Consider the following 19210-nt stretch of genomic DNA (forward strand, 5'->3'; position numbering starts at 1 on the left):
AAAGGCGCGTTGCGTCCGCTATGCGTCATGCCATGCTGCTCCAGAACAATAGTCTCGCGCTGATTGGCAACACGCCGATGGTGCGCCTCACCGGCCCTTCCCAGGAAACGGGCTGCGACATCTTCGCCAAGTGCGAGTTCGCCAACCCCGGCGCATCGGTCAAGGATCGCGCTGCTTTGTTCATCGTCAATGATGCCGAGGAACGCGGGCTGTTGAAGCCGGGCGGCACGATCGTCGAGGGGACGGCGGGCAATACCGGCATCGGCCTGGCGCTGGTCGCCAATGCCAAGGGCTATAAGTCGATCATCGTCATGCCCGAAACCCAGAGCCGCGAGAAGATGGACACGCTGCGCGCGTTGGGGGCCGAATTGGTGACCGTGCCGGCCGCGCCCTATTCCAACCCCGGCCATTTCGTCCACACCTCGCGCCGCATGGCGGAAGAGACGGAAGGCGCGATCTGGGCCAACCAGTTCGACAATATCGCCAATCGCAAAGCCCATATCGTCGGCACGGCGGAAGAGATCTGGACCCAGATGGAAGGGCGGATCGACGGCTTCACCTGCGCGGCGGGGACCGGCGGGACGATTGCGGGCGTGGGCCTCGGCCTCAAGGCCAAGGATGAGGGCATCACCATCGCGCTCAGCGATCCGCATGGCGCGGCGCTGTTCAACTATTATGCCCATGGTGAATTGAAGGCCGAAGGGTCGTCGGTCGCCGAAGGGATCGGGCAGGGGCGGATCACCGCCAATCTGGAAGGCGCGCCGATCGACACGCAGTTCCGCATCTCGGACGAGGAGGGGCTGGAATGGGTCCGCCGCCTGCTGAGTGAAGAGGGGCTGTGCCTCGGCCTCTCGTCGGGCATCAATGTCGCGGGCGCGGTGGCGCTGGCGCGGCAATTGGGGCCGGGCAAGCGGATCGTCACCATCCTGTGCGACACGGGCTTCCGCTATCTCTCGACTCTCTACAATCGCCAGTGGCTCGAAGCGAAGGGGTTGACGGTCTTCCCCTGGCTCGCGCACAATGGGTGATGCGCCGACACGGGTCGCGGCGACAAGAAAATGAGCAAGTTCATGGCTGAGACACCCCGCCGCGTGGAAGGGTTGCAGCGCGTCCAGATCGGCCTGACCGGGCTGGCGGGCGTTGTGCTGCTGGTGGGCCTAGCCAATATCGTGATCGAGAAGGCACGGGTGGATGATGCGGCGCTGCCGCCGCCGGTGGTGCCGACGATGACGAGCAATGCGGCCGTGTCGCCGAGGGACCCGCTTGCCGAATTGGGGGTGCAGCCCGCGCCGGAGCAGGCACCGCTCGTCCCCGACCTTGAGCCGGACCCCAATTTGCGCAAGCCCATGGATCGCGACCCCGCGCAGCCGTCGCGCTGACGTTGATGCGCAGGGTCAGGGCAATCCCGCCCATGATGGCGGCGCTTAAGCGAGTCCTGATCCTGTGGCTGCCGGGCCTGGCGATCTTGCTCGCCGGGCTGCAGCGCGCCTTTGTGACTGGTCAGACAGACCCATGGGATTGGGCCTGGCCCGCGCTGGCGGTGATGGCGCCTATGGGGCTGTGGCTGGCAAGGCGGGGATGGCCGTTGTTGGCCTGGACCATGGGCGGCGTCGCGTCGGCGTTGCTCTTCTGCGGGATCGCGGCTGGACGGTGGCCTGACCCGGTGGCGGCGATAGGGTTGGTCGTGGTTGCGCTGTCAGCGGTTGTTGGTGGTGCATTGGTCCGGCCGGTTTCTCCACTTAACGCTAAACGCATGGCCGGGGGTGTTGCCTTGCTCGCTCTGGCCGCCTTGCTGGCGTGGCGTGGCCCGGCGCAACCGATCCAACCTGCCACCGCTCGTCCGGCCCTGGCGGTCATTACCGCCCTGCCTTTGTTCTGGGATCAGCAGGGGCGGGCCGACGCCGCGATCGTCACCGTGCTGCGCACCCGTTTCACCGTCCAGCCGATCGACGATGCACGGCAATTGGACTCGTCGCCTGCGCGGTTGCTGCTGCTCGCTCAGCCGCGCGCGATGCCGCCCGAAGCATTGGTGGCGGTCGATCGCTGGGTGCGGAGCGGGGGCAGGGCGGTGGTGCTGGCCGATCCGCTGCTGCGCTGGCCGTCCGACCTGCCCATGGGCGACCGTCGCCGTGCGCCCGCCACCAGCCTGCTGGAGCCGTTGCTGGACCATTGGGGCTTTGCGTTCGACCGTATCGAGGACGGGGAACGGCGCTGGTTCCTGCCGGATGGCACCCTGCTCACCCTGTCGGGCGTGCAGATGTCCAGCGGGTCGAACATGGTTCAGCGCAAGCGGATCGGCCGGGGTGAGGTTGTGCTGCTGGGCGACGCGGACCTGATCGACGACCGGCTTTGGCTCGCCGATCCAGCCCGTCCGCTCGACCCCCGCCTCTGGAGCGCGGACACGCCTGCGCGCGTGACCCATTGGCTGGGCGCGACGACCCCCGGCGACCGGCGCTGGATGCGCGAGGGGTCGGATGTGGTCGCGGCGCTGCGTTGGGCGATTCTCGCTGGGATAGGCTGGGCGATTCTGGGTGCGCTGCTGTTGCGCCGGGCTGGGCCGGGCCGCAGCATGAGAACAAAAAAGGTATATCCCGAAGGAGAAGCGCCGAAAAGCGGTTGATCCCATTTTTGACCGGATTTTCCCGGTAAATCCCGAAAATTCCCTTTGCAGCCCAGCCCATGCTTGATAGGTAATCAGGCATTGGGGTTCATCAGGCGTTGATCAGTCCTGTGCATCGGGATTCGCGATCGCGGTTCCGTGGGCAGGAAATCTGTGCCCCATGGAAAAGGGGCCGCTAGTCGCCGTGTCGGACGCAATTCTCTATTCAGGCAACGCGATCAGCGTCGCGGACGGCAAAGGCCGGTTCGTGCTGCCTCTGGAGATGCGCAGGCAGGTCAAGCAGGCCAGCGGCGGCGAGAACCGGCTGTGCCTGTCGATCCACATGGCCAATGGCTGCGCCACCGGCTTTGGCCTGTCGCACAAGCAGTTCCTCTTCGACGAAGTCGCCGAACTGGAACGGCTGGCGCGCGAGGCGAACCGGCCCTTCAACGGCGATCTGGAGCGCGAAAACCGCCTGAGCATGATCGAGGACGTGAATTTCGACGATGGTGGCCGCTTCTTCCTGCACCCCGATATCAAGGAAGAAGTCGGTATCACAGATGCGGTCTTCTTTCTGGGCGTTGGCCTCTATTTCCAGCTCTGGGACCCCAAGGCGCTGGTCGCCAGCCCCGATCGTCCGGCGGTCATCCGCAACAAGGCGAAGCGCTGGCTCGATGCGCGCGCGGCAGAGGGCGGCAAGTGAGCGAGACCGTTCCGCATATCCCCGTGCTGCTTGATGAGGTTTTGGACGCCCTGGCCATCGTGCCGGGCGAAATCCATGTCGACGGCACGTTCGGCGCCGGCGGCTATTCGCGCGCCATGGCGGGCAAGGGCGCGCGCGTCATCGCCTTCGATCGCGACCCCGATGCGATCCGCGAAGGCGAGGCCGTGGCAGAGGCGAACGACATCCTGCTGATCGCAGGCGAGTTTTCGCGGATGCGCGAATTGCTGGCAGAGCAAGGCATCGAGTCGGTGTCGGGCCTGACGCTCGATATCGGCGTATCCTCGATGCAGCTCGACCGGGCCGATCGCGGCTTTTCCTTTCAGTCCGACGGTCCGCTCGACATGACGATGAGCCAGGCGGGGATGAACGCCGCCGACTTCCTGAACGAAGCGGCTGAAGAAGAGATTGCCGACGTCATCTATCGCTATGGCGACGAGCCACGGTCGCGCCGGGTCGCCCGCGCGATCGTGATGGCGCGCCCGCTGGAGCGCACGGCGCAGCTTGCCAGCGTCGTGCGTCGCGCGCTGGGCCACAAGCCGCATGACAAGAAAGACCCCGCGACCCGCACGTTCCAGGCGATCCGCATTCATGTGAATCGCGAATTGGAGGAGCTGGAGCGCGGGCTGGAAGCGGCCGAGGCGCTGCTGGAGGAGGGCGGTCGCCTGGCGATCGTCACTTTCCACAGCCTGGAAGACCGGATCGTCAAACAATTCCTGCGCAATCGCAGCGGGGGCGAGGGGGGCGGATCGCGCCATATGCCCGAAAAGCAGGCGAGCGCCGCGCCGACCTTCGCCAAGCCGGCCAAGGCGGTGCGGGCCGGTGAAGCGGAACTGGCGCGCAACCCCCGCGCCCGATCGGCCACATTGCGCAGCGCCGTCCGCACCGCTGCCCCCGTTGCCCAATCCCCTGTTGTCCCGTCCGCCCGGAGTGCCCGTCCATGATCGCCGTCAAGAGGTTGCAGAGCCTGATCTGGGTGATCCTGGTCGCGCTGGGCGCGCTGGGGGCCTATATGGTGTCGCTCAAGGTTGCGACCGAGCGCAACGAACTGATGCGTGTGCGGGCGCAGATAGCACGGACGCAGGGCGAAATTCGCTATCTCGAAACGGAATTCAGCGCGCGCGCTTCGATGCGGCAATTGGAAAGCTGGAACCAGCATGACTTTCTCTACGCGACGCCGACTGCCGGACAATATCTGGCGGGTGAGCGGGCGCTGGCGCAACTGGACGGCGTGCAGCCTAACGGTCCCAATTATATTGCCCCGCCGGTGATGGTGGCGATGGTCGAAACCCCCGCCGACCTGCCGTCCGCGCCGCAAGCCGCGCCCGCCAGTCCCGCCGCGACCCAGATCCGCAGCGACATCGCCGTCATTCGCGAAGCCCATGCCGCCGACAATGTCGAGAAGCTGGCCAAGGCCACGCTGCCACGCACGCCTGCGGTGCAGGCCAAGGTCGATGCCGATGTGTCGAAGCCCAATCCGGTCGCGCGCAAGGCGGAACGGATGGCGATGCTCGACGCCAAGCTGCTGGATGACAGTACGTTGGGCGATTTGAGCGCCAAGGCAGCGCGCGAACGCAGGAAGGAGGCACGCTGATGGCCACGATCATCGTCCAGCCCGGCCATGCCCGTGTCGGGCGGCAGCGTGTCAGCCTGACCGCTGTTGCACATTATCGGCTGATGCTGCTGCTGATCCTGTTCATGCTCATCACCATGGTGGTGATCGGTCGACTCTTCTGGGTGGGTATCTTCACGCAGAGCGGTCGGGGCGATGATGCGCTGTCCCCATTCCTGCCCGCGCGCGCGGACATTGTCGATCGCAATGGCGTCCCGCTGGCGCGGACAATGGATGCCTATTCGGTGGCAGTGCGCCCTTCCCGGCTGATCGGTGAACCGGCCGAACTGGCGCGCAAGCTGCACGACATCTTTCCTGATGAGGATCAGGCGGTCTTCTACAAGAAGCTGACCGGCAAGGGCTGGGCCTATCTGCGCCGCCGCGCGTTGCCTGAGCAGGTGGCGGCGGTGAATGCGCTGGGCGAAATCGGCATCGAATTTCCGCGCGAAAAGGAACGGCTCTATCCGCAGCGCACGCTGGGCGCGCATGTGCTGGGCTTTGCGCCCAATAGCGAAGGCGTGGGCGGCATGGGCGTCGAGTCCGCCTTCAACGATCGGCTGACCGACGCGACGCTGCGCGGCAAGCCCTTCGCCGTCTCGATCGACAGCCGGGTGCAGGGCGCGCTGGAAAGCGAGCTTTACGCGCAGATGGTGGCGCAGCGCGCCCGTGGCGCGGGCGGCATCATTCTGGACGTCAATACCGGCGAAGTGATCGCCATGGCGTCCATCCCGGTATTCGATCCCAACAAGCTGCAACATTATGAGGGCAAAAGTTGCAGCCAGTCGCCATTGTGCAACCAGATCGTGCAGGCGCGTTACGAACTGGGGTCGACCTTCAAGCCGCTGTCGATCGCGGCTGCCATGGATAAGGGCGTCGTGACCTCCATGAGCAAGCGCTATGACGCGACCGCGCCTATTCCTATCGGCGGGTTCCGCATCAAGGACGACCATGCGATGGGGCGGTGGATCAATGTGCCTGAAACGTTGGTGCACAGTTCCAATATCGCGACCGCGCGTATTGCCGACGAACTGGGCGCGGCACCATTGCAGGAGCTGTTTCGCAACCTGCATTTCGACCAGCGCGCGCCGATCGAACTGAAGGAGCGCGCGGGAACGTTGTGGCCGGCCAATTGGGGTCGGATCACGACGATGACGGTGTCCTACGGCCATGGCATCGCGGTGACGCCGCTGCATCTCGCCAGCGCCTATGCCGCGCTCGTCAATGGTGGTCTCTGGCGGCCTGCGACGTTGCAGAAGCTGGATGCGGATGATGTGCCGCAGGGGCGTCGCGTCTTTTCCGCCGCGACCAGTGCGCGGATGCGCCAACTGTTGCGGATGATCGTTGCGGAGGGTACAGGTCGCAGCGCCGACGCCAAGGGGTTCCGGGTGGGCGGCAAGACGGGCTCCGCCGAAAAGCCCGAAGAAGGTCGCTATAACAAGAGTTCGCTGGTGACGACGTTCGCTGCTGCCTTTCCGATGGACAATCCACGCTATGTCGTTCTGGCGATGATGGACGAGCCGAAGGGCAATGCGGAGACGTTCGGTTTGCGCACCGCCGCCTGGACCGCATCACCCGTGGTCAAGCGCGTGGTGGAGCGGGTGGGGCCGATGCTGGGCGTGATGCCTGACGAGCGGCGCGACGTGGATATTTCGGACCTGATGCCGCTGCTGTGGAAGCCCAAGGGGGAGAAACCATGACGCGGCTGGGAACTTTACTCGACGGTCTGGAGGCCGAAGTCGCGCCAGACGCCGACTGCGACCGGAATGTCACGGGTTTCGCGATCGACAATCGCAAGGTTGCGCCCGGTACGGTGTTCGGCGCGTTCCAGGGGCTGCGCGTCAATGGCGAGGATTATATTGCCGATGCGGTGAGGGCAGGCGCGATCGCCGTGGTTGCTCGGCCGCAAGCAGTGGTCGAGGGTGCGATCCATATCGCGCACGCCAATCCGCGCCGCCTGTTCGCGCAACTCGCCGCCCGTTATTTCGCGCCTTTCCCCGATGTGACCGTGGCGGTGACCGGCACCAACGGCAAGACATCCACCGTGGAACTGGCGCGGCAATTGTGGCGGATGATGGGGCATCATGCCGCCTCCATCGGGACGCTGGGCGTCACCACATCGGTCGATCAGGTTTCGACGGGTCTCACCACGCCGGATATCGTCACTTTCCTGGCCAACATGTCGGGCCTGCGCCGTGAGGGCGTCAGCCATGCCGCGTTCGAGGCGTCGAGCCATGGGCTGGACCAGTATCGGACCGAAGGATTGCCGGTCGTCGCGGGGGCCTTCACCAACCTGTCGCGCGACCATCTCGACTATCATGGCGACATGGACCGCTATTTCGACGCCAAGATGCGGCTGTTCGACGAAGTCGTCGCGGCGGATGGCGCGGCCGTGGTCTGGGCCGATGACGCCTGGTCGGACAAGGTGATCGCGCGGGTCGCGACGCGCGGGCTGAAACTGCTGTCGGTCGGCGAGAAGGGGGAGGCGCTGCACCTCGTCTCGCGCACGCCGACGCAATTGGGGCAATTGCTGGAGATCGAGGTCGAGGGCGAGCGCTACACCGTCAACCTGCCGCTGATCGGCGCGTATCAGGCCGCCAATGCGCTGACCGCAGCCGGGCTGGTCATCGCGACCGGCGGGGACGTCGCCAAGGTGCTGGAACTGCTGGGCCGGGTGCAACCCGTGCGCGGGCGGCTGGAACGGGCCGTCATCAGCAAGACGGGTGCGCCGGTCTATGTCGATTATGCGCATACACCCGACGGCCTGAAAGCCGCGATCGAGGCGCTGCGCCCCCATACCAAGGGGCGGCTGATCGCGCTGTTCGGCGCGGGCGGGGATCGGGACGCGGGCAAGCGGCCATTGATGGGGCAGGTGGCGGCGGAGCTGGCCGACCATGTGATCGTGACGGATGATAATCCGCGTTCCGAAGAGCCTTCTGCGATCCGTGCCGCCGTGATGGCGGGCGCGCGTGGGGCGGAGGAAATCGGTGGGCGACGCGCTGCCATTGCCGCCGCGATCGCGCAGGCGGGTAAGGACGATATCGTGCTGCTGGCGGGCAAGGGGCATGAGCAGGGCCAGATCATCGGCGATCGGGTGCTGCCCTTTGACGACGTGACCGTAGCGCGGGAGTGCGCGGAGTGAGCCTGCCATCCGTCCTCCGTTCGGTTCGAGCTTGTCGAGAACTATGCGCTGCCTTCTCGACGGACGCTTCTCGACTTCGCTCGAAGCTGCTCGAAGCGAACGGGGAGGAGGGCGCGTGACGGAGCCATTGTGGACCTCCGCAGATATCGCTCAGGCAACGGGCGGCGCCGCGTCGGCGCCGTTTGCCGTTTCGGGCGTGGCGTTCGACAGCCGCGAAGTGACGGATGGCGACCTGTTCGTCGCGATGAAGGGCGAGGCGACCGACGGGCACAAGTTCCTCGACAAGGCTTTTGCCCAGGGCGCGGCCGGGGCGATCGTCAGCGAGCCGGTGGATCATCCCCATATATTGGTGCCCGACAGCGCCGCCGCGCTCGAAGCGCTGGGCCGCGCGTCGCGCAAGCGCATGGGTGGCAAGGTGATCGGCGTCACTGGATCGGTCGGCAAGACCGGGACCAAGGAAGCGCTGTTTCAAGCGCTGGACCGCGCGCATCCGGGGCAAGTTCACCGCTCGGTCAAAAGCTATAACAACCATGTCGGCGTCCCGCTCAGCCTGTCGCGGATGCCGCGCGCGGCGGCGTTCGGTGTGTTCGAAATGGGCATGAACCATGCGGGCGAACTGGCCGCGCTGACTCGGCAGGTGCGGCCCCATGTCGCCATCGTCACCGCCATCGCGCCCGCCCATATCGAATTTTTCGGCACCGAAGCAGCGATCGCCGAGGCCAAGGCGGAGATTTTCGAGGGGTTGGAGCCGGGCGGCACCGCGATCATCCCCTATGACAGCCCGCATGTGGCATTGCTCTATAACAAGGCCGAGCGGCATGCCGCGCGCATCCTGACCTTTGGCACCAGCCCGCAGGCCGACATCCATGCGCGCGAAACGGTGCCCGCGCCGGGTGGTGGCACGCTGGTCACGGCCAAGCTCCCCGACGCCGAACTGTGCTTCACGGTCGCCGCGCCGGGCGATCATTGGGTGTCCAATGCGCTGGCGGTGCTGGCGGCGGTCGATGCGGTAGGCGGCGATCTGGCGGCGGCGGGTCTGGCGCTGGCCGAGATGCCGGGCCTGCCGGGCCGGGGCGAGCGGCGGACCGTCTCGGTTGGCGGCGGCACGGCGTTGCTGATCGATGAAAGCTATAATGCCAATCCGCTGTCGATGGCGGCGACGCTGCGGCAATTGGGGCGCGAGACGGCCGAGCGGCGGCTGGCGGTGCTGGGCGGGATGCGGGAACTGGGCAGTCGCAGCGCGGAACTCCATGCCGACATCGCGCCTGTGCTGCGCGACAATGGGATCGATTACGTCATCCTGGTCGGCGCGGAAATGCAGCCACTCGCCGATGCGCTGGACGACATGCTGCCCTTCGCGCATGTCGCCGATACGGCGAGCGCCATCCCCCTCATCCAAACTGAACTGCGCGCGGGCGACGCGCTGCTGGTCAAGGGATCGAACGGTATCGGCCTGTCCCGGCTGGTCGCGGCCCTTGCCGACGGAGAACAAGACTGATGCTGTACTGGCTTGCCCAGACCATGGATTTCGAGGGTATTTTCAACCTCATCCGCTATTTGTCCTTTCGCGCGGGCGCGGCGATCTTCACCGCTCTCATCATCGGTCTGGTGATCGGTCCCAAATTCATCGGCTGGCTGCGCGTGCGCCAGGGTAAGGGGCAGCCCATTCGCGATGATGGCCCGCAAACCCATCTGGCTAAGCGGGGCACGCCGACCATGGGCGGCCTGATGATCCTGACGTCCATGATCATATCGGTGCTGCTGTGGATGGACCTGTCCTCCACCTATGTCTGGGCCTGCCTGTTCGTGACGCTGGGTTTCGGCGCGATCGGTTTCCTCGACGATTATGACAAGGTGACGAAGGCCAGCCACAAAGGGCTGTCTGGCAAGATGCGGCTGGCGTTCGAGTTCCTGATCGCGGGCGTTGCGGCGTGGATGATCGTCAACAGCCATGGCAATACCGCGCTCTATGTGCCCTTCTACAATGGCCCGGCGATCGAGCTTGGGCCATTCTATTTCTGCTTTGCCGCCTTCGTGATCGTGGCGTTCGGCAATGCGGTGAACCTGACCGACGGGCTGGACGGGCTGGCGACGATGCCGGTGATCATCGCCAGCCTCGCCTTCATGCTGATCGTCTATCTGGTCGGGCGCGCGGACTTTGCCGAATATCTGGGCATCCCGCATGTGCCGGGCGCGGGCAACCTGACGATCCTGTGCGGTGCGATCATTGGCGCAGGGCTAGCCTTCCTGTGGTTCAACGCGCCGCCTGCTGCCGTGTTCATGGGCGATACGGGGTCGTTGGCGCTGGGCGGGACGATCGGCGTGATTGCGGTGACGGCGCATCATGAGATCGTGCTGGGCATCATCGGCGGCCTGTTCGTCGTGGAGGCGCTGTCGGTCATCATCCAGGTGTTCTTCTACAAGCGCACCGGCAAGCGCGTCTTCAAGATGGCGCCGATCCACCATCATTTCGAGCAATTGGGCTGGGCCGAACCGACCGTGGTGATCCGCTTCTGGATCATCGCCTTCGTGCTGGCGCTCGCCGGTCTTGCGACGTTGAAGCTGCGATGATCGTTTCGGACGTCTTTGCGGGCAAGACCTATGCCGTGCTGGGGCTGGCGCGGTCCGGGCTTGCCACGGTCGAAACGCTGCTGGCCAGCGGCGCGCGGGTCGTGGCCTGGGATAGTCAGGAAACGGCGCGCGAGGCGGCGATAGCCCTTGGCCGTTCGTATCGAGCGAAGTCGAGAGACGATCGCGCGGAGCTGGGTTTCTCGACTTCGCTCGAAACGAACGGAATTTTGGAAATCGGCGATCCCATGGAGATCGACCTGACCGGCTTTGACGGCATCGTCGTGTCGCCGGGCGTGCCGCTCAATCGGCATCCCATCACGATGCGGGCGAAGATCGCTGGCGTGCCGATCATCGGCGACATCGAATTGTTCGCGCTCGCCCGGCCGACCCTGCCGCCGCACAAGGTCGTCGGCATCACCGGCACCAACGGCAAGTCGACTACGACCGCGCTCATTCATCATATCATCGAACAGGCGGGCTATCCCACGACCATGGGCGGCAATATCGGTCTGCCCGTGCTGGGCCAGCCGCCGTTGGAGCCGAACCTGCAAGGGGTGGGCGTCTATGTGCTGGAACTGTCCAGCTATCAGATCGACCTGACCTACAGCCTGGACTGCGACGTCGCGGTGCTGCTCAACATCACGCCGGATCATCTCGACCGCTATAATGGGTTCGAGGGCTATGTGGCGTCGAAGCTGCGGCTTTTTGATATGATGAAGCCGCCTCATGTCGGTGTGCTGAATTGGCATACTGAGTTTGGTCAGAAGTTATATCATCAGCTTGCAGACCAGCATGACTATCAAATCTGGACCAACTATAGTGATGATGTCGACGATCCCTATGAACTTTGGGGTGCTTTCGATGAGAACGGGCAGACAACTGCTCGCGATCATCTAAGCACCCAAAAGGATTGGCCAGCGCTGAAGGGACCGCACAACGCCGAGAACGCTATAGCGTCGATTTTGGCTTGTTCAGCGCTTGGAATTGCAGAGGTGGATATAAGCGAGGCTCTAAAAACCTACGCCAGTCTCCCCCACCGGATGCAGGCGGTGGCGACCCGTAACGGTGTCCTCTACGTCAACGATAGCAAGGCGACCAACGCCGCCTCGACCGCGCCCGCGCTCGCCGCCTGGCCCGCAAAGGACGGCAAGCCCCGCATCCACTGGATATTGGGCGGCGTTGCCAAGTCCGACAATCTGGACGAATGTGCGCCCCATTTCGGCAATGTCGCCCATGCCTATACGATCGGCGAAGCGGGGCATATGTTCGCCGACCTGCTGCGCGGCTCTATGGCGGTGGACGATAGCGAGATGCTAAGCGCCGCCGTCCGCCGCGCTGCGCGCATTGCGCAGCCCGGCGACGTGGTGCTGCTGTCGCCTGCCTGCGCCAGTTTCGATCAGTTTCGCGATTTCGAGGCGCGCGGTGAGGCGTTTGCCGCCGCCGTCGCGGCGCTCGATTAGACGGCATCGGGGGGCGGGGCATGAACAGGGAAGGGACGACACGCATGTCTAGAGCTGGCGACCTGGTGAAGGGGTTTCGCACCCGCACCGTGCCGCGCGAACGCACCGCGCTCGCCATCTGGTTCTGGGAGATCGACCGCGTCCTCCTGTCGCTGATCGTCGCGCTGATGGCGATCGGGCTGGTGGCGGTCGCTGCCGCCTCGCCGGTGGCCGCGATTGATCGGTCGACCGCGCAGATCGCGGTCAATCCGCTCGTCTATTTCTATCGCCAGCTCTTTTTCGTGTTGATCGGCCTGCCGATCATGCTGGTCATCTCCATGCTGCCCCGGCCGCAGGCGCGGCGGCTGGCAACCTTCATGGCGGTGTTCTTCTTCGTGATGCTGCTGGCAGTGCCGCTGCTGGGCAGTACGGTGAACGGGGCAAAGCGCTGGATTGACTTGCCCGGCTTTCGCTTCCAGCCGTCGGAATTTCTGAAACCCGCTTATGTCGTAACGCTGGCCTGGCTATTGTCGCTGCGCGGCAAGGACCAGACCCTGCCTGTCATCCCGTTGACGGGCGTGACCACGGCGCTGATCGCGCTGGTCCTTATGCGCCAGCCCGATTTCGGCCAGACGGTGATCTTCTGCGCCTGCTGGGGCGTGTTGCTGCTGCTGTCGGGTGTGTCGATGCGGGCGATCGGCGCGCTGATCGGCGCCGGCCTCGCGGGTTTGGTGGCGGCCTATATGTTCTATGAGAATGGGCGCCAGCGCTTCAACGACTTCCTCGGCATCGGCGTGGACAAGAGCGTAGGGCCGGACCAGACCGACCTTGCTTTCCGCACCATCACCCATGGCGGCTTTACCGGCGTCGGACCGGGCGGGGGCCAGCATAAGTTCCGCCTGCCCGAAGCGCATACCGACTATATCTTCTCGGTGATCGGCGAGGAGTTCGGGCTGCTCGCCTGCATTGCCATCGCTTGCGTCTATCTTGCCATCATCGTGCGGGTGCTGCTGCGCCTGCTGGACGAAGAGGATGTGTTCACCATTTTGGCCGCTGCAGGCCTCACCACCCAGTTCGGATTGCAGGCGATCATCAATATGGGCGTCAATGCGCAGATATTTCCGTCCAAGGGCATGACGCTGCCCTTTATCAGCTATGGCGGCTCCTCTATGCTCGCGCTTTGTATCGGCGTCGGCCTGTTGCTCGCCTTCACGCGACGCAACCCCTTCATGGGTCGGCATACGGTCGTCAAATGGAGTGGTCGATGAGCATTTCCCGTCACTTCGTCCTGGCCGCTGGCGGGACGGGGGGTCATATGATTCCCGCCCATGCGGTAGCCGAAGAGCTGATGGCGCGCGGCCATCATGTCGCTTTGGTCACGGATGAGCGGGGCGCGAAGATTCCCGGCATCTTCGACCGGGCGCAAGTGCATATCATGCCAGCGGGGCGCATGACGAAGAACCCGGCAAGCTGGCCGGGGGCTTTGAAGGCGATCCTCGCCGGGCGCGCCATGTCGCGACGGTTGAACGAGACGTTCCGGCCAACCGCCGTGGTCGGTTTTGGCGGCTATCCCGCCATGCCCGCGTTGCTGGGGGCACTTGCCGATGGCATCCCGACTGCAATCCATGAACAAAATGCTGTGCTGGGCCGGGTCAACTGCCTGCTCGCCGGGCGGGTCGATGCGATCGCGACCGCCTATCCGGGGGTCGAGCGGCTCAAGCCCAAATATGATGCGAAGGTCCATCTGATCGGCAACCCGGTGCGCGAGGAGGTCAAAGCCCTGCGCGACGAGGATTTCCCGGCGCTGACCGACGAAAGCGTGTTCCGGGTGCTGGTGATCGGTGGCAGCCAGGGGGCGTCCATCCTGTCGAGCGTCGTGCCCGAAGGCCTGTCGATGCTGCCGGTCGCGCTGCGTCGCCGCTTGCAGGTGACGCAGCAATGCCGCGCCGAGGATATTGAGCGGGTCCGCAAAACCTATGCGGAGATGGAAATCCCCGCCGACCTCGCCACCTATTTCAATGACGTGCCGGAGAAATTGGGCTGGGCGCATCTGGTGATCGCGCGGGCGGGGGCATCGACGTTGGCGGAACTGACCTGCGCCGGGCGGCCTGCGATCCTGATCCCGCTGCCGAGTGCGATGGACGATCATCAGACCGCCAATGCGCGCGAGATGACCGAGGCGGGCGGCGCGCGCACGATCACGCAGGCGCGCTTTACCGCCGTCGAACTGGCCAAGCAGATGCAGAAGATGGCGATGGAGCCGGGCGCGTTGCAGAACGCCGCCAAGCGCGCCTGGGGCTGCGGCCGTCCCAACGCCGCACGCGATATGGCGGACCTGCTGGAAAGCATCGGCCATGCGCCGATCGTCAATGATCCGGTGCGGGTCGGGCCGATGCCGACGACGTTGAATCTCGCGGGAGTTCCGGCGTGAAGCGGGATGCCCTTTCTCCGTTCGGTTTGCAACCAATCTCCGTTCGCCCTGAGCTTGTCGAAGGGCCATCCTTCTTTCCGGCTCTCGTTCAAAAGAAAGGGCAGGGCTTCGACAGGCTCAGCCCGAACGGTTTAGTATATAAGGAATTTCGCTCATGAAGGGTGTCGGCACGGACATCGGCACGATCCATTTCATCGGCATTGGCGGCATCGGCATGTCGGGCATTGCCGAAGTGATGCACAATCTGGGCTATGATGTTCAGGGCAGCGATGTCGCCGAGGGCTATGTGGTCGAGGGGCTGCGCGCCAAGGGCATCCGGGTGATGATCGGCCATAAGGCGGAAAATCTGGGCGATGCCGCCGTGGTGGTGACATCAACGGCGATCAAGCGGGGCAACCCGGAGGTCGAGCTGGCGCTGGAGACGCGCGTGCCGGTCATTCGCCGCGCCGAAATGCTGGCCGAGCTGATGCGTTTGAAATCCACCGTTGCCGTCGCGGGCACGCATGGCAAGACCACGACGACGTCGATGGTCGCGGCCTTGCTCGATGCGGGCGGGGTGGACCCGACGGTCATCAATGGCGGCATCATCAACAGCTATGGCTCCAATGCGCGGCTCGGCAATAGCGACTGGATGGTGGTGGAGGCCGACGAGAGCGACGGCAGTTTCCTGCGGCTGGACGGCACGATTGCGGTGGTCACCAATATCGATCCCGAACATCTCGACCATTATGGCGATTTCGACCGGGTGAAGGACGCCTTTGTCGAATTTGTCGGCAATGTGCCCTTCTATGGCGCGGCGTTGCTGTGCCTCGACCATCCCGAAGTGCAGGCGATTTTGCCGCGGGTGCAGGACCGACGGATCGTCACCTACGGCTTTTCGGCGCAGGCCGATATTCGCGGCGACAATGTGGTCAGCTTCCCCGGCGGCAACCGCTTCGACATTCAGGTGCGCGAGCGCGATGGATCGACGCGCAAGATCGAGGGCATCGAGATGCCGATGCCGGGGCGGCATAACGTGTTGAACGCCATGGCGGCGATCGGCGTGGCGCTGCACATGGGCATTGACGATGCGACGATCCAGACGGGCTTTGCCAAGTTTGGCGGGGTCAAGCGGCGCTTCACAAAGGTCGGCGAGATTGCGGTCGGGGGTGGTAGCGCGATCGTGATCGACGATTATGGCCACCATCCGGTCGAGATCAAGGCGGTGCTGGCGGCGGCGCGCGAAGGCGCACAGGGTCGCGTGATCGCCGTGGTGCAGCCGCATCGCTTCACGCGACTGCGCGATTTGATGGATGATTTCCAGCAAGCGTTCAACGATGCGGACATGGTTTACGCAACGCCCGTCTATACCGCTGGCGAGCAGCCGATCGAGGGTGTGGACAGCGCGGCGCTGGTCGCGGGGTTGAAGCGCCGGGGGCATCGCCATGCTTCGACCGTGGCGGATATGGAAGACCTGGTCGATGCGATCGCCGCCGACATTCAGCCGGACGACATGATCGTCTGCCTGGGCGCGGGCGACATCACCAAATGGGCGGCGGGCCTTGCGGCGGCGGTGTCCGCCAAGGTCAAGGAAGCGGTCTGATGTTCGAACTGTTCGCCGTTGGCCTGGAAATGCAGAAACGGATGATCGACGTGCAGATGCAGGGCGTCGAAGTTGCGCGCGACATGATCGATGCCGCACAGCAAAACGTACAGGCCGGCATGGCCGCGACCCAGGCGCAAGCGGCTGGCATCAAGTCCATGAAAAAATGGATGAATATGTGGGGAGTGCGCGGTTGAGCCTGGCCCTGCCTGCTGTCCGTGGCACGATCAAGCCCGATGCGCCGCTGGCTCCGCTTGTCTGGTTCAAGGCGGGCGGTGCGGCGCAATGGCTGTTCGAGCCGAAGGATGCGCAGGACCTGTCCGATTTGCTGTCCGCGCTCGATCCGGCGGTGCCGGTGATGGCGATCGGCCTTGGCTCCAACCTGATCGTGCGCGATGGCGGCGTGCCGGGCGTGGTGGTGCGGCTGGGCAAGCCCTTTGCCACCGTCGAGGCGCTGGACGCGACCACCCTGGTCTGCGGCGGCGGGACGTCGGGCATTCTCGTTTCGTCGACCGCGCGGGACAAAGGCATAGCGGGGCTGGAATTTCTGCGCTCCATCCCCGGCACGGTCGGCGGGTTCGTGCGGATGAACGGCGGCGCTTATGGTCGCGAGACATGCGACATTTTGGTGTCGTGCGACGTGGTGCTGCGGTCGGGCGAGCGGGTGACGCTCTCGAAGGATGAACTGGGCTATAGCTATCGCCACTCGACCCTGCCGGAGGGGGCGGTTGTGGTCAGCGCTTGCTTCCGGGGCGTTCCGGGCGAACCGGCCGCGATCCAGGCGGAAATGGACCGGATCGGCGCCGCGCGCGAAGCCAGCCAGCCGCTGCGCAGCAAGACTGGCGGATCGACCTTCAAGAACCCGGACGGGCACAAGGCTTGGGCGCTGGTGGATGAAGCGGGCTGTCGCGGCTTGCAACTGGGCGGCGCGCAGGTGAGCGAGAAGCATACGAATTTCCTGCTCAACCTGGGCGACGCCACCAGCGCGGACATCGAAGCGCTGGGCGAAGAAGTGCGGCGGCGGGTGAAGGACAAGAGCGGCGTGGAACTGGAATGGGAAATTCAGCGGGTGGGGGTGCGGAAGTGATGATGGGTAGCCAATTCCTCCCCGGCACGGGGAGGTGGCAGGCCGGAGGCCTGACGGAGGGGGCTCGCCCCGCTGCACGCCCCCTCCACCACTGGCTTCGCCAGCGGTCCCCCTCCCCGTGCCGGGGAGGAATGGCATGACCCGTGTTCCGTGGCATGTCGCCGTGCTGATGGGTGGCTGGTCGGCGGAGCGGCCGGTTTCGCTCATGAGCGGGGAGGGCGTTGCCAAGGCGCTGGAATCGCGTGGGCATCGGGTCACGCGGATCGATATGGATCGCGATGTCGCCGCGCGTCTCGCCGAGGCCAAGGCCGATGTCGTGTTCAACGCGCTGCATGGCGTTCCGGGCGAGGATGGCACGGTGCAGGGGATGATGGACCTGATGGGCCTGACCTACACCCATTCGGGGCTGGCGACGTCGGTCATCGCGATCGACAAGCAACTGACCAAGCAGGCGCTGGTGCCGCATGGCATTCCCATGCCCGGCGGCAAGATCGTGGCGAGCGAGAGCCTGTTTGCGAGCGATCCGTTGCCGCGTCCCTATGTATTGAAGCCGGTCAACGAAGGCAGTTCGGTCGGCGTGGCGATCGTCACGGCGGAGGGCAATTATGGCGATCCCATCGGTCGCGACAGTGTCGGCCCGTGGCAGGATTTTTCCGAATTGCTGGCAGAACCCTATATTCGCGGGCGCGAATTGACGACCGCCGTGCTGGGTAATGAAGCGCTGCTGGTCACGGAATTGCGCCCCAAGAGCGGCTTTTACGATTTCGATGCCAAATATACCGATGGCATGACCGAGCATGTCTGCCCCGCCGATATTCCGCCCGACATCACCGAAGCCTGCAAGGCGATCGCGCTGCGCGCGCATCAGTTGCTGGGGTGCCAGGGGGCGTCGCGCGCGGATTTCCGCTGGGACGATGAACAGGGGATCGAGGGGCTCTATCTGCTGGAGGTCAATACCCAGCCGGGCATGACGCCGCTCAGCCTCGTCCCCGAACAGGCGGCGAAGCTGGGCATTGACTATGCCACGTTGGTAGAGACTATTGTCGCAGAAGCGCTGTCGCGCGCCGGGGGGACGGAACATGGCTGAGACACGCATCAGACGGGGCGGCTCCACGCGATTGAGCAGCGCGCGCGACAAGGCAGCCAAGGGTCGGCGTGGTCGCACGCTCAAGCGGCAATCGACGCTGGACCGGGTGATCGAGGCGCTGCCGGTCAGCGAAGCGACGCTGCAACGCATGGCCAGTTGGGCGATCGTCGGCATTTTCGGCGCGGGCGTGGTCGGTGTCGCAATGTTCTTCGGCGTGCCCGCCATGGCGCACAAGCAGGCGGCGCTGCTGGCCGCGCGCGCCGGATTCGAGGTCGATAAGGTCGAAGTGCGCGGCGTCGAGCGGATGGACGAGCTGCCGGTCTATAATATCGCGCTCGGCCAGGTCGATCGGTCGATGCTCTCGCTCGACCTGCCCAAAGTGCGCAGCGAGATGTTGAAACTCGGCTGGATCAAGGACGCGCGTATTTCCCGCCGCTTGCCCGATACACTGGTCGTGGACATCGTCGAGCGCGATCCGGTGGCGGTGTGGCAGCATGGCGGGCGACTGCACCTGATCGATGTGACGGGTGTGGTGCTGCAGCCTGTGTCGGCCAATGCGATGCCCGACCTGCCGCTGGTGGTGGGGCCGGACGCCAATCGGCAGACGGCAGGGCTGAATGCGCTGATGGACAATGCGCCGGCGTTGAAGCCGATGCTGGCGGGGGCGACCTGGGTCGGCAATCGCCGCTGGGATCTGCGTTTCCAGTCGGGCGAAACTTTGTCCCTGCCCGAAGGCGAAAAGGGCAGCGCCGCCGCTTTGGTGAATTTCGCGCGCATGGATGGCGTCAACCGCCTGCTGGGACGCGGGATCGTCAAGTTCGACATGCGTGACCCCGATCGTTTCGTTCTGCGCTTGCCGCAGGGCAAGGTCGAGGACAAGCCGATGGCCACCGATGGCAAGACCGCGAGCGCTGCGCCCGCGGAGGAAGAGGGCTAAACCCG

At 64.9% G+C, this 19210-nt stretch carries 18 protein-coding genes; all 18 read left to right on the forward strand.

Going from position 1 to position 19210, the window contains the following annotated elements; translation table 11 throughout:
• Window positions 1-32: 32 nt before the first annotated feature.
• Entirely contained in the window at window positions 33-1028 is a 996-nt protein-coding gene (locus V2I08_RS07895; RefSeq protein ID WP_313924812.1) for a cysteine synthase A, read from the forward strand.
• A 42-nt stretch (window positions 1029-1070) separates the two neighbouring features.
• On the forward strand, window positions 1071-1379 hold the full coding sequence (locus V2I08_RS07900) for a hypothetical protein (RefSeq protein ID WP_349634610.1): 309 nt from the start codon (window positions 1071-1073) through the stop codon (window positions 1377-1379).
• A gap of 32 nt (window positions 1380-1411) precedes the next feature.
• Window positions 1412-2620, forward strand: coding sequence for an ABC transporter (locus V2I08_RS07905; RefSeq protein WP_349634611.1), 1209 nt, complete (start codon window positions 1412-1414; stop codon window positions 2618-2620).
• Window positions 2621-2804: 184 nt separating this feature from the next.
• Window positions 2805-3302 carry a division/cell wall cluster transcriptional repressor MraZ gene (locus V2I08_RS07910; RefSeq protein WP_349634639.1) on the forward strand — a complete coding sequence of 166 codons (498 nt, stop codon included), beginning with the start codon at window positions 2805-2807 and terminating at the stop codon, window positions 3300-3302.
• The gene (rsmH, locus tag V2I08_RS07915; protein WP_349634612.1) at window positions 3299-4264 is read left to right on the forward strand and encodes a 16S rRNA (cytosine(1402)-N(4))-methyltransferase RsmH; all 966 of its coding nucleotides are present in this window, start codon (window positions 3299-3301) and stop codon (window positions 4262-4264) included. The genes V2I08_RS07910 and rsmH overlap by 4 nt, the downstream gene beginning before the upstream one ends.
• Window positions 4261-4914 carry a colicin transporter gene (locus tag V2I08_RS07920; protein WP_349634613.1) on the forward strand — a complete coding sequence of 218 codons (654 nt, stop codon included), beginning with the start codon at window positions 4261-4263 and terminating at the stop codon, window positions 4912-4914. The genes rsmH and V2I08_RS07920 overlap by 4 nt, the downstream gene beginning before the upstream one ends.
• Window positions 4914-6629, forward strand: a complete 1716-nt coding sequence (locus V2I08_RS07925; RefSeq protein ID WP_349634614.1) for a penicillin-binding protein 2 — start codon at window positions 4914-4916, stop codon at window positions 6627-6629. Before V2I08_RS07920 ends, V2I08_RS07925 begins: the two co-directional genes overlap by 1 nt.
• The gene (locus V2I08_RS07930; protein ID WP_349634615.1) at window positions 6626-8071 is read left to right on the forward strand and encodes a UDP-N-acetylmuramoyl-L-alanyl-D-glutamate--2,6-diaminopimelate ligase; all 1446 of its coding nucleotides are present in this window, start codon (window positions 6626-6628) and stop codon (window positions 8069-8071) included. The genes V2I08_RS07925 and V2I08_RS07930 overlap by 4 nt, the downstream gene beginning before the upstream one ends.
• A gap of 115 nt (window positions 8072-8186) precedes the next feature.
• Window positions 8187-9569 (forward strand): UDP-N-acetylmuramoyl-tripeptide--D-alanyl-D-alanine ligase, encoded by a 1383-nt coding sequence (murF, locus tag V2I08_RS07935; RefSeq protein WP_349634616.1) that lies wholly within the window; start codon window positions 8187-8189, stop codon window positions 9567-9569.
• The gene (gene mraY / locus V2I08_RS07940; RefSeq protein WP_310221774.1) at window positions 9569-10642 is read left to right on the forward strand and encodes a phospho-N-acetylmuramoyl-pentapeptide-transferase; all 1074 of its coding nucleotides are present in this window, start codon (window positions 9569-9571) and stop codon (window positions 10640-10642) included. Before murF ends, mraY begins: the two co-directional genes overlap by 1 nt.
• The gene (gene murD / locus V2I08_RS07945) at window positions 10639-12102 is read left to right on the forward strand and encodes a UDP-N-acetylmuramoyl-L-alanine--D-glutamate ligase (RefSeq protein ID WP_349634617.1); all 1464 of its coding nucleotides are present in this window, start codon (window positions 10639-10641) and stop codon (window positions 12100-12102) included. Before mraY ends, murD begins: the two co-directional genes overlap by 4 nt.
• Before the next feature lie 44 nt (window positions 12103-12146).
• A complete protein-coding gene (locus V2I08_RS07950; protein ID WP_349634618.1) occupies window positions 12147-13349 on the forward strand; it encodes a putative peptidoglycan glycosyltransferase FtsW in 1203 nt (400 codons plus the stop codon).
• A complete protein-coding gene (gene murG, locus V2I08_RS07955; protein ID WP_349634619.1) occupies window positions 13346-14512 on the forward strand; it encodes an undecaprenyldiphospho-muramoylpentapeptide beta-N-acetylglucosaminyltransferase in 1167 nt (388 codons plus the stop codon). The genes V2I08_RS07950 and murG overlap by 4 nt, the downstream gene beginning before the upstream one ends.
• 154 nt (window positions 14513-14666) lie before the next feature.
• Window positions 14667-16094: a UDP-N-acetylmuramate--L-alanine ligase gene (gene murC / locus V2I08_RS07960; RefSeq protein ID WP_349634620.1), complete on the forward strand. Its 1428-nt coding sequence runs from the start codon at window positions 14667-14669 to the stop codon at window positions 16092-16094.
• Complete coding sequence (locus tag V2I08_RS07965; RefSeq protein WP_349634621.1) at window positions 16094-16291, forward strand: hypothetical protein; 198 nt, start codon at window positions 16094-16096, stop codon at window positions 16289-16291. The genes murC and V2I08_RS07965 overlap by 1 nt, the downstream gene beginning before the upstream one ends.
• Window positions 16261-17181: a UDP-N-acetylmuramate dehydrogenase gene (gene murB, locus V2I08_RS07970; protein ID WP_349634622.1), complete on the forward strand. Its 921-nt coding sequence runs from the start codon at window positions 16261-16263 to the stop codon at window positions 17179-17181. The genes V2I08_RS07965 and murB overlap by 31 nt, the downstream gene beginning before the upstream one ends.
• 136 nt (window positions 17182-17317) lie before the next feature.
• Window positions 17318-18268: a D-alanine--D-alanine ligase gene (locus V2I08_RS07975; RefSeq protein ID WP_349634623.1), complete on the forward strand. Its 951-nt coding sequence runs from the start codon at window positions 17318-17320 to the stop codon at window positions 18266-18268.
• A complete protein-coding gene (locus V2I08_RS07980; protein ID WP_349634624.1) occupies window positions 18261-19205 on the forward strand; it encodes a cell division protein FtsQ/DivIB in 945 nt (314 codons plus the stop codon). Before V2I08_RS07975 ends, V2I08_RS07980 begins: the two co-directional genes overlap by 8 nt.
• The last annotated feature ends 5 nt before the right edge of the window (window positions 19206-19210 follow it).

Origin of the sequence: Sphingobium sp. MK2, assembly GCF_040170545.1 — a bacterium.
In the GTDB taxonomy this organism is placed as follows: Bacteria; Pseudomonadota; Alphaproteobacteria; order Sphingomonadales; family Sphingomonadaceae; genus Sphingobium.

Excerpts from the sequence above, each read along its gene's own strand:
- V2I08_RS07895 (WP_313924812.1), top strand. The coding sequence starts at position 33 with ATGCTGCTCCAGAACAATAGTCTCGCGCTGATTGGCAACACGCCGATG.
- V2I08_RS07900 (WP_349634610.1), top strand. The coding sequence starts at position 1,071 with ATGGCTGAGACACCCCGCCGCGTGGAAGGGTTGCAGCGCGTCCAGATC.
- V2I08_RS07905 (WP_349634611.1), top strand. The coding sequence starts at position 1,412 with ATGATGGCGGCGCTTAAGCGAGTCCTGATCCTGTGGCTGCCGGGCCTG.
- V2I08_RS07920 (WP_349634613.1), top strand. The coding sequence starts at position 4,261 with ATGATCGCCGTCAAGAGGTTGCAGAGCCTGATCTGGGTGATCCTGGTC.
- V2I08_RS07925 (WP_349634614.1), top strand. The coding sequence starts at position 4,914 with ATGGCCACGATCATCGTCCAGCCCGGCCATGCCCGTGTCGGGCGGCAG.
- V2I08_RS07930 (WP_349634615.1), top strand. The coding sequence starts at position 6,626 with ATGACGCGGCTGGGAACTTTACTCGACGGTCTGGAGGCCGAAGTCGCG.
- mraY (WP_310221774.1), top strand. The coding sequence starts at position 9,569 with ATGCTGTACTGGCTTGCCCAGACCATGGATTTCGAGGGTATTTTCAAC.
- murD (WP_349634617.1), top strand. The coding sequence starts at position 10,639 with ATGATCGTTTCGGACGTCTTTGCGGGCAAGACCTATGCCGTGCTGGGG.
- V2I08_RS07950 (WP_349634618.1), top strand. The coding sequence starts at position 12,147 with ATGTCTAGAGCTGGCGACCTGGTGAAGGGGTTTCGCACCCGCACCGTG.
- murG (WP_349634619.1), top strand. The coding sequence starts at position 13,346 with ATGAGCATTTCCCGTCACTTCGTCCTGGCCGCTGGCGGGACGGGGGGT.
- murC (WP_349634620.1), top strand. The coding sequence starts at position 14,667 with ATGAAGGGTGTCGGCACGGACATCGGCACGATCCATTTCATCGGCATT.
- V2I08_RS07965 (WP_349634621.1), top strand. The coding sequence starts at position 16,094 with ATGTTCGAACTGTTCGCCGTTGGCCTGGAAATGCAGAAACGGATGATC.
- murB (WP_349634622.1), top strand. The coding sequence starts at position 16,261 with ATGGATGAATATGTGGGGAGTGCGCGGTTGAGCCTGGCCCTGCCTGCT.
- V2I08_RS07975 (WP_349634623.1), top strand. The coding sequence starts at position 17,318 with ATGACCCGTGTTCCGTGGCATGTCGCCGTGCTGATGGGTGGCTGGTCG.
- V2I08_RS07980 (WP_349634624.1), top strand. The coding sequence starts at position 18,261 with ATGGCTGAGACACGCATCAGACGGGGCGGCTCCACGCGATTGAGCAGC.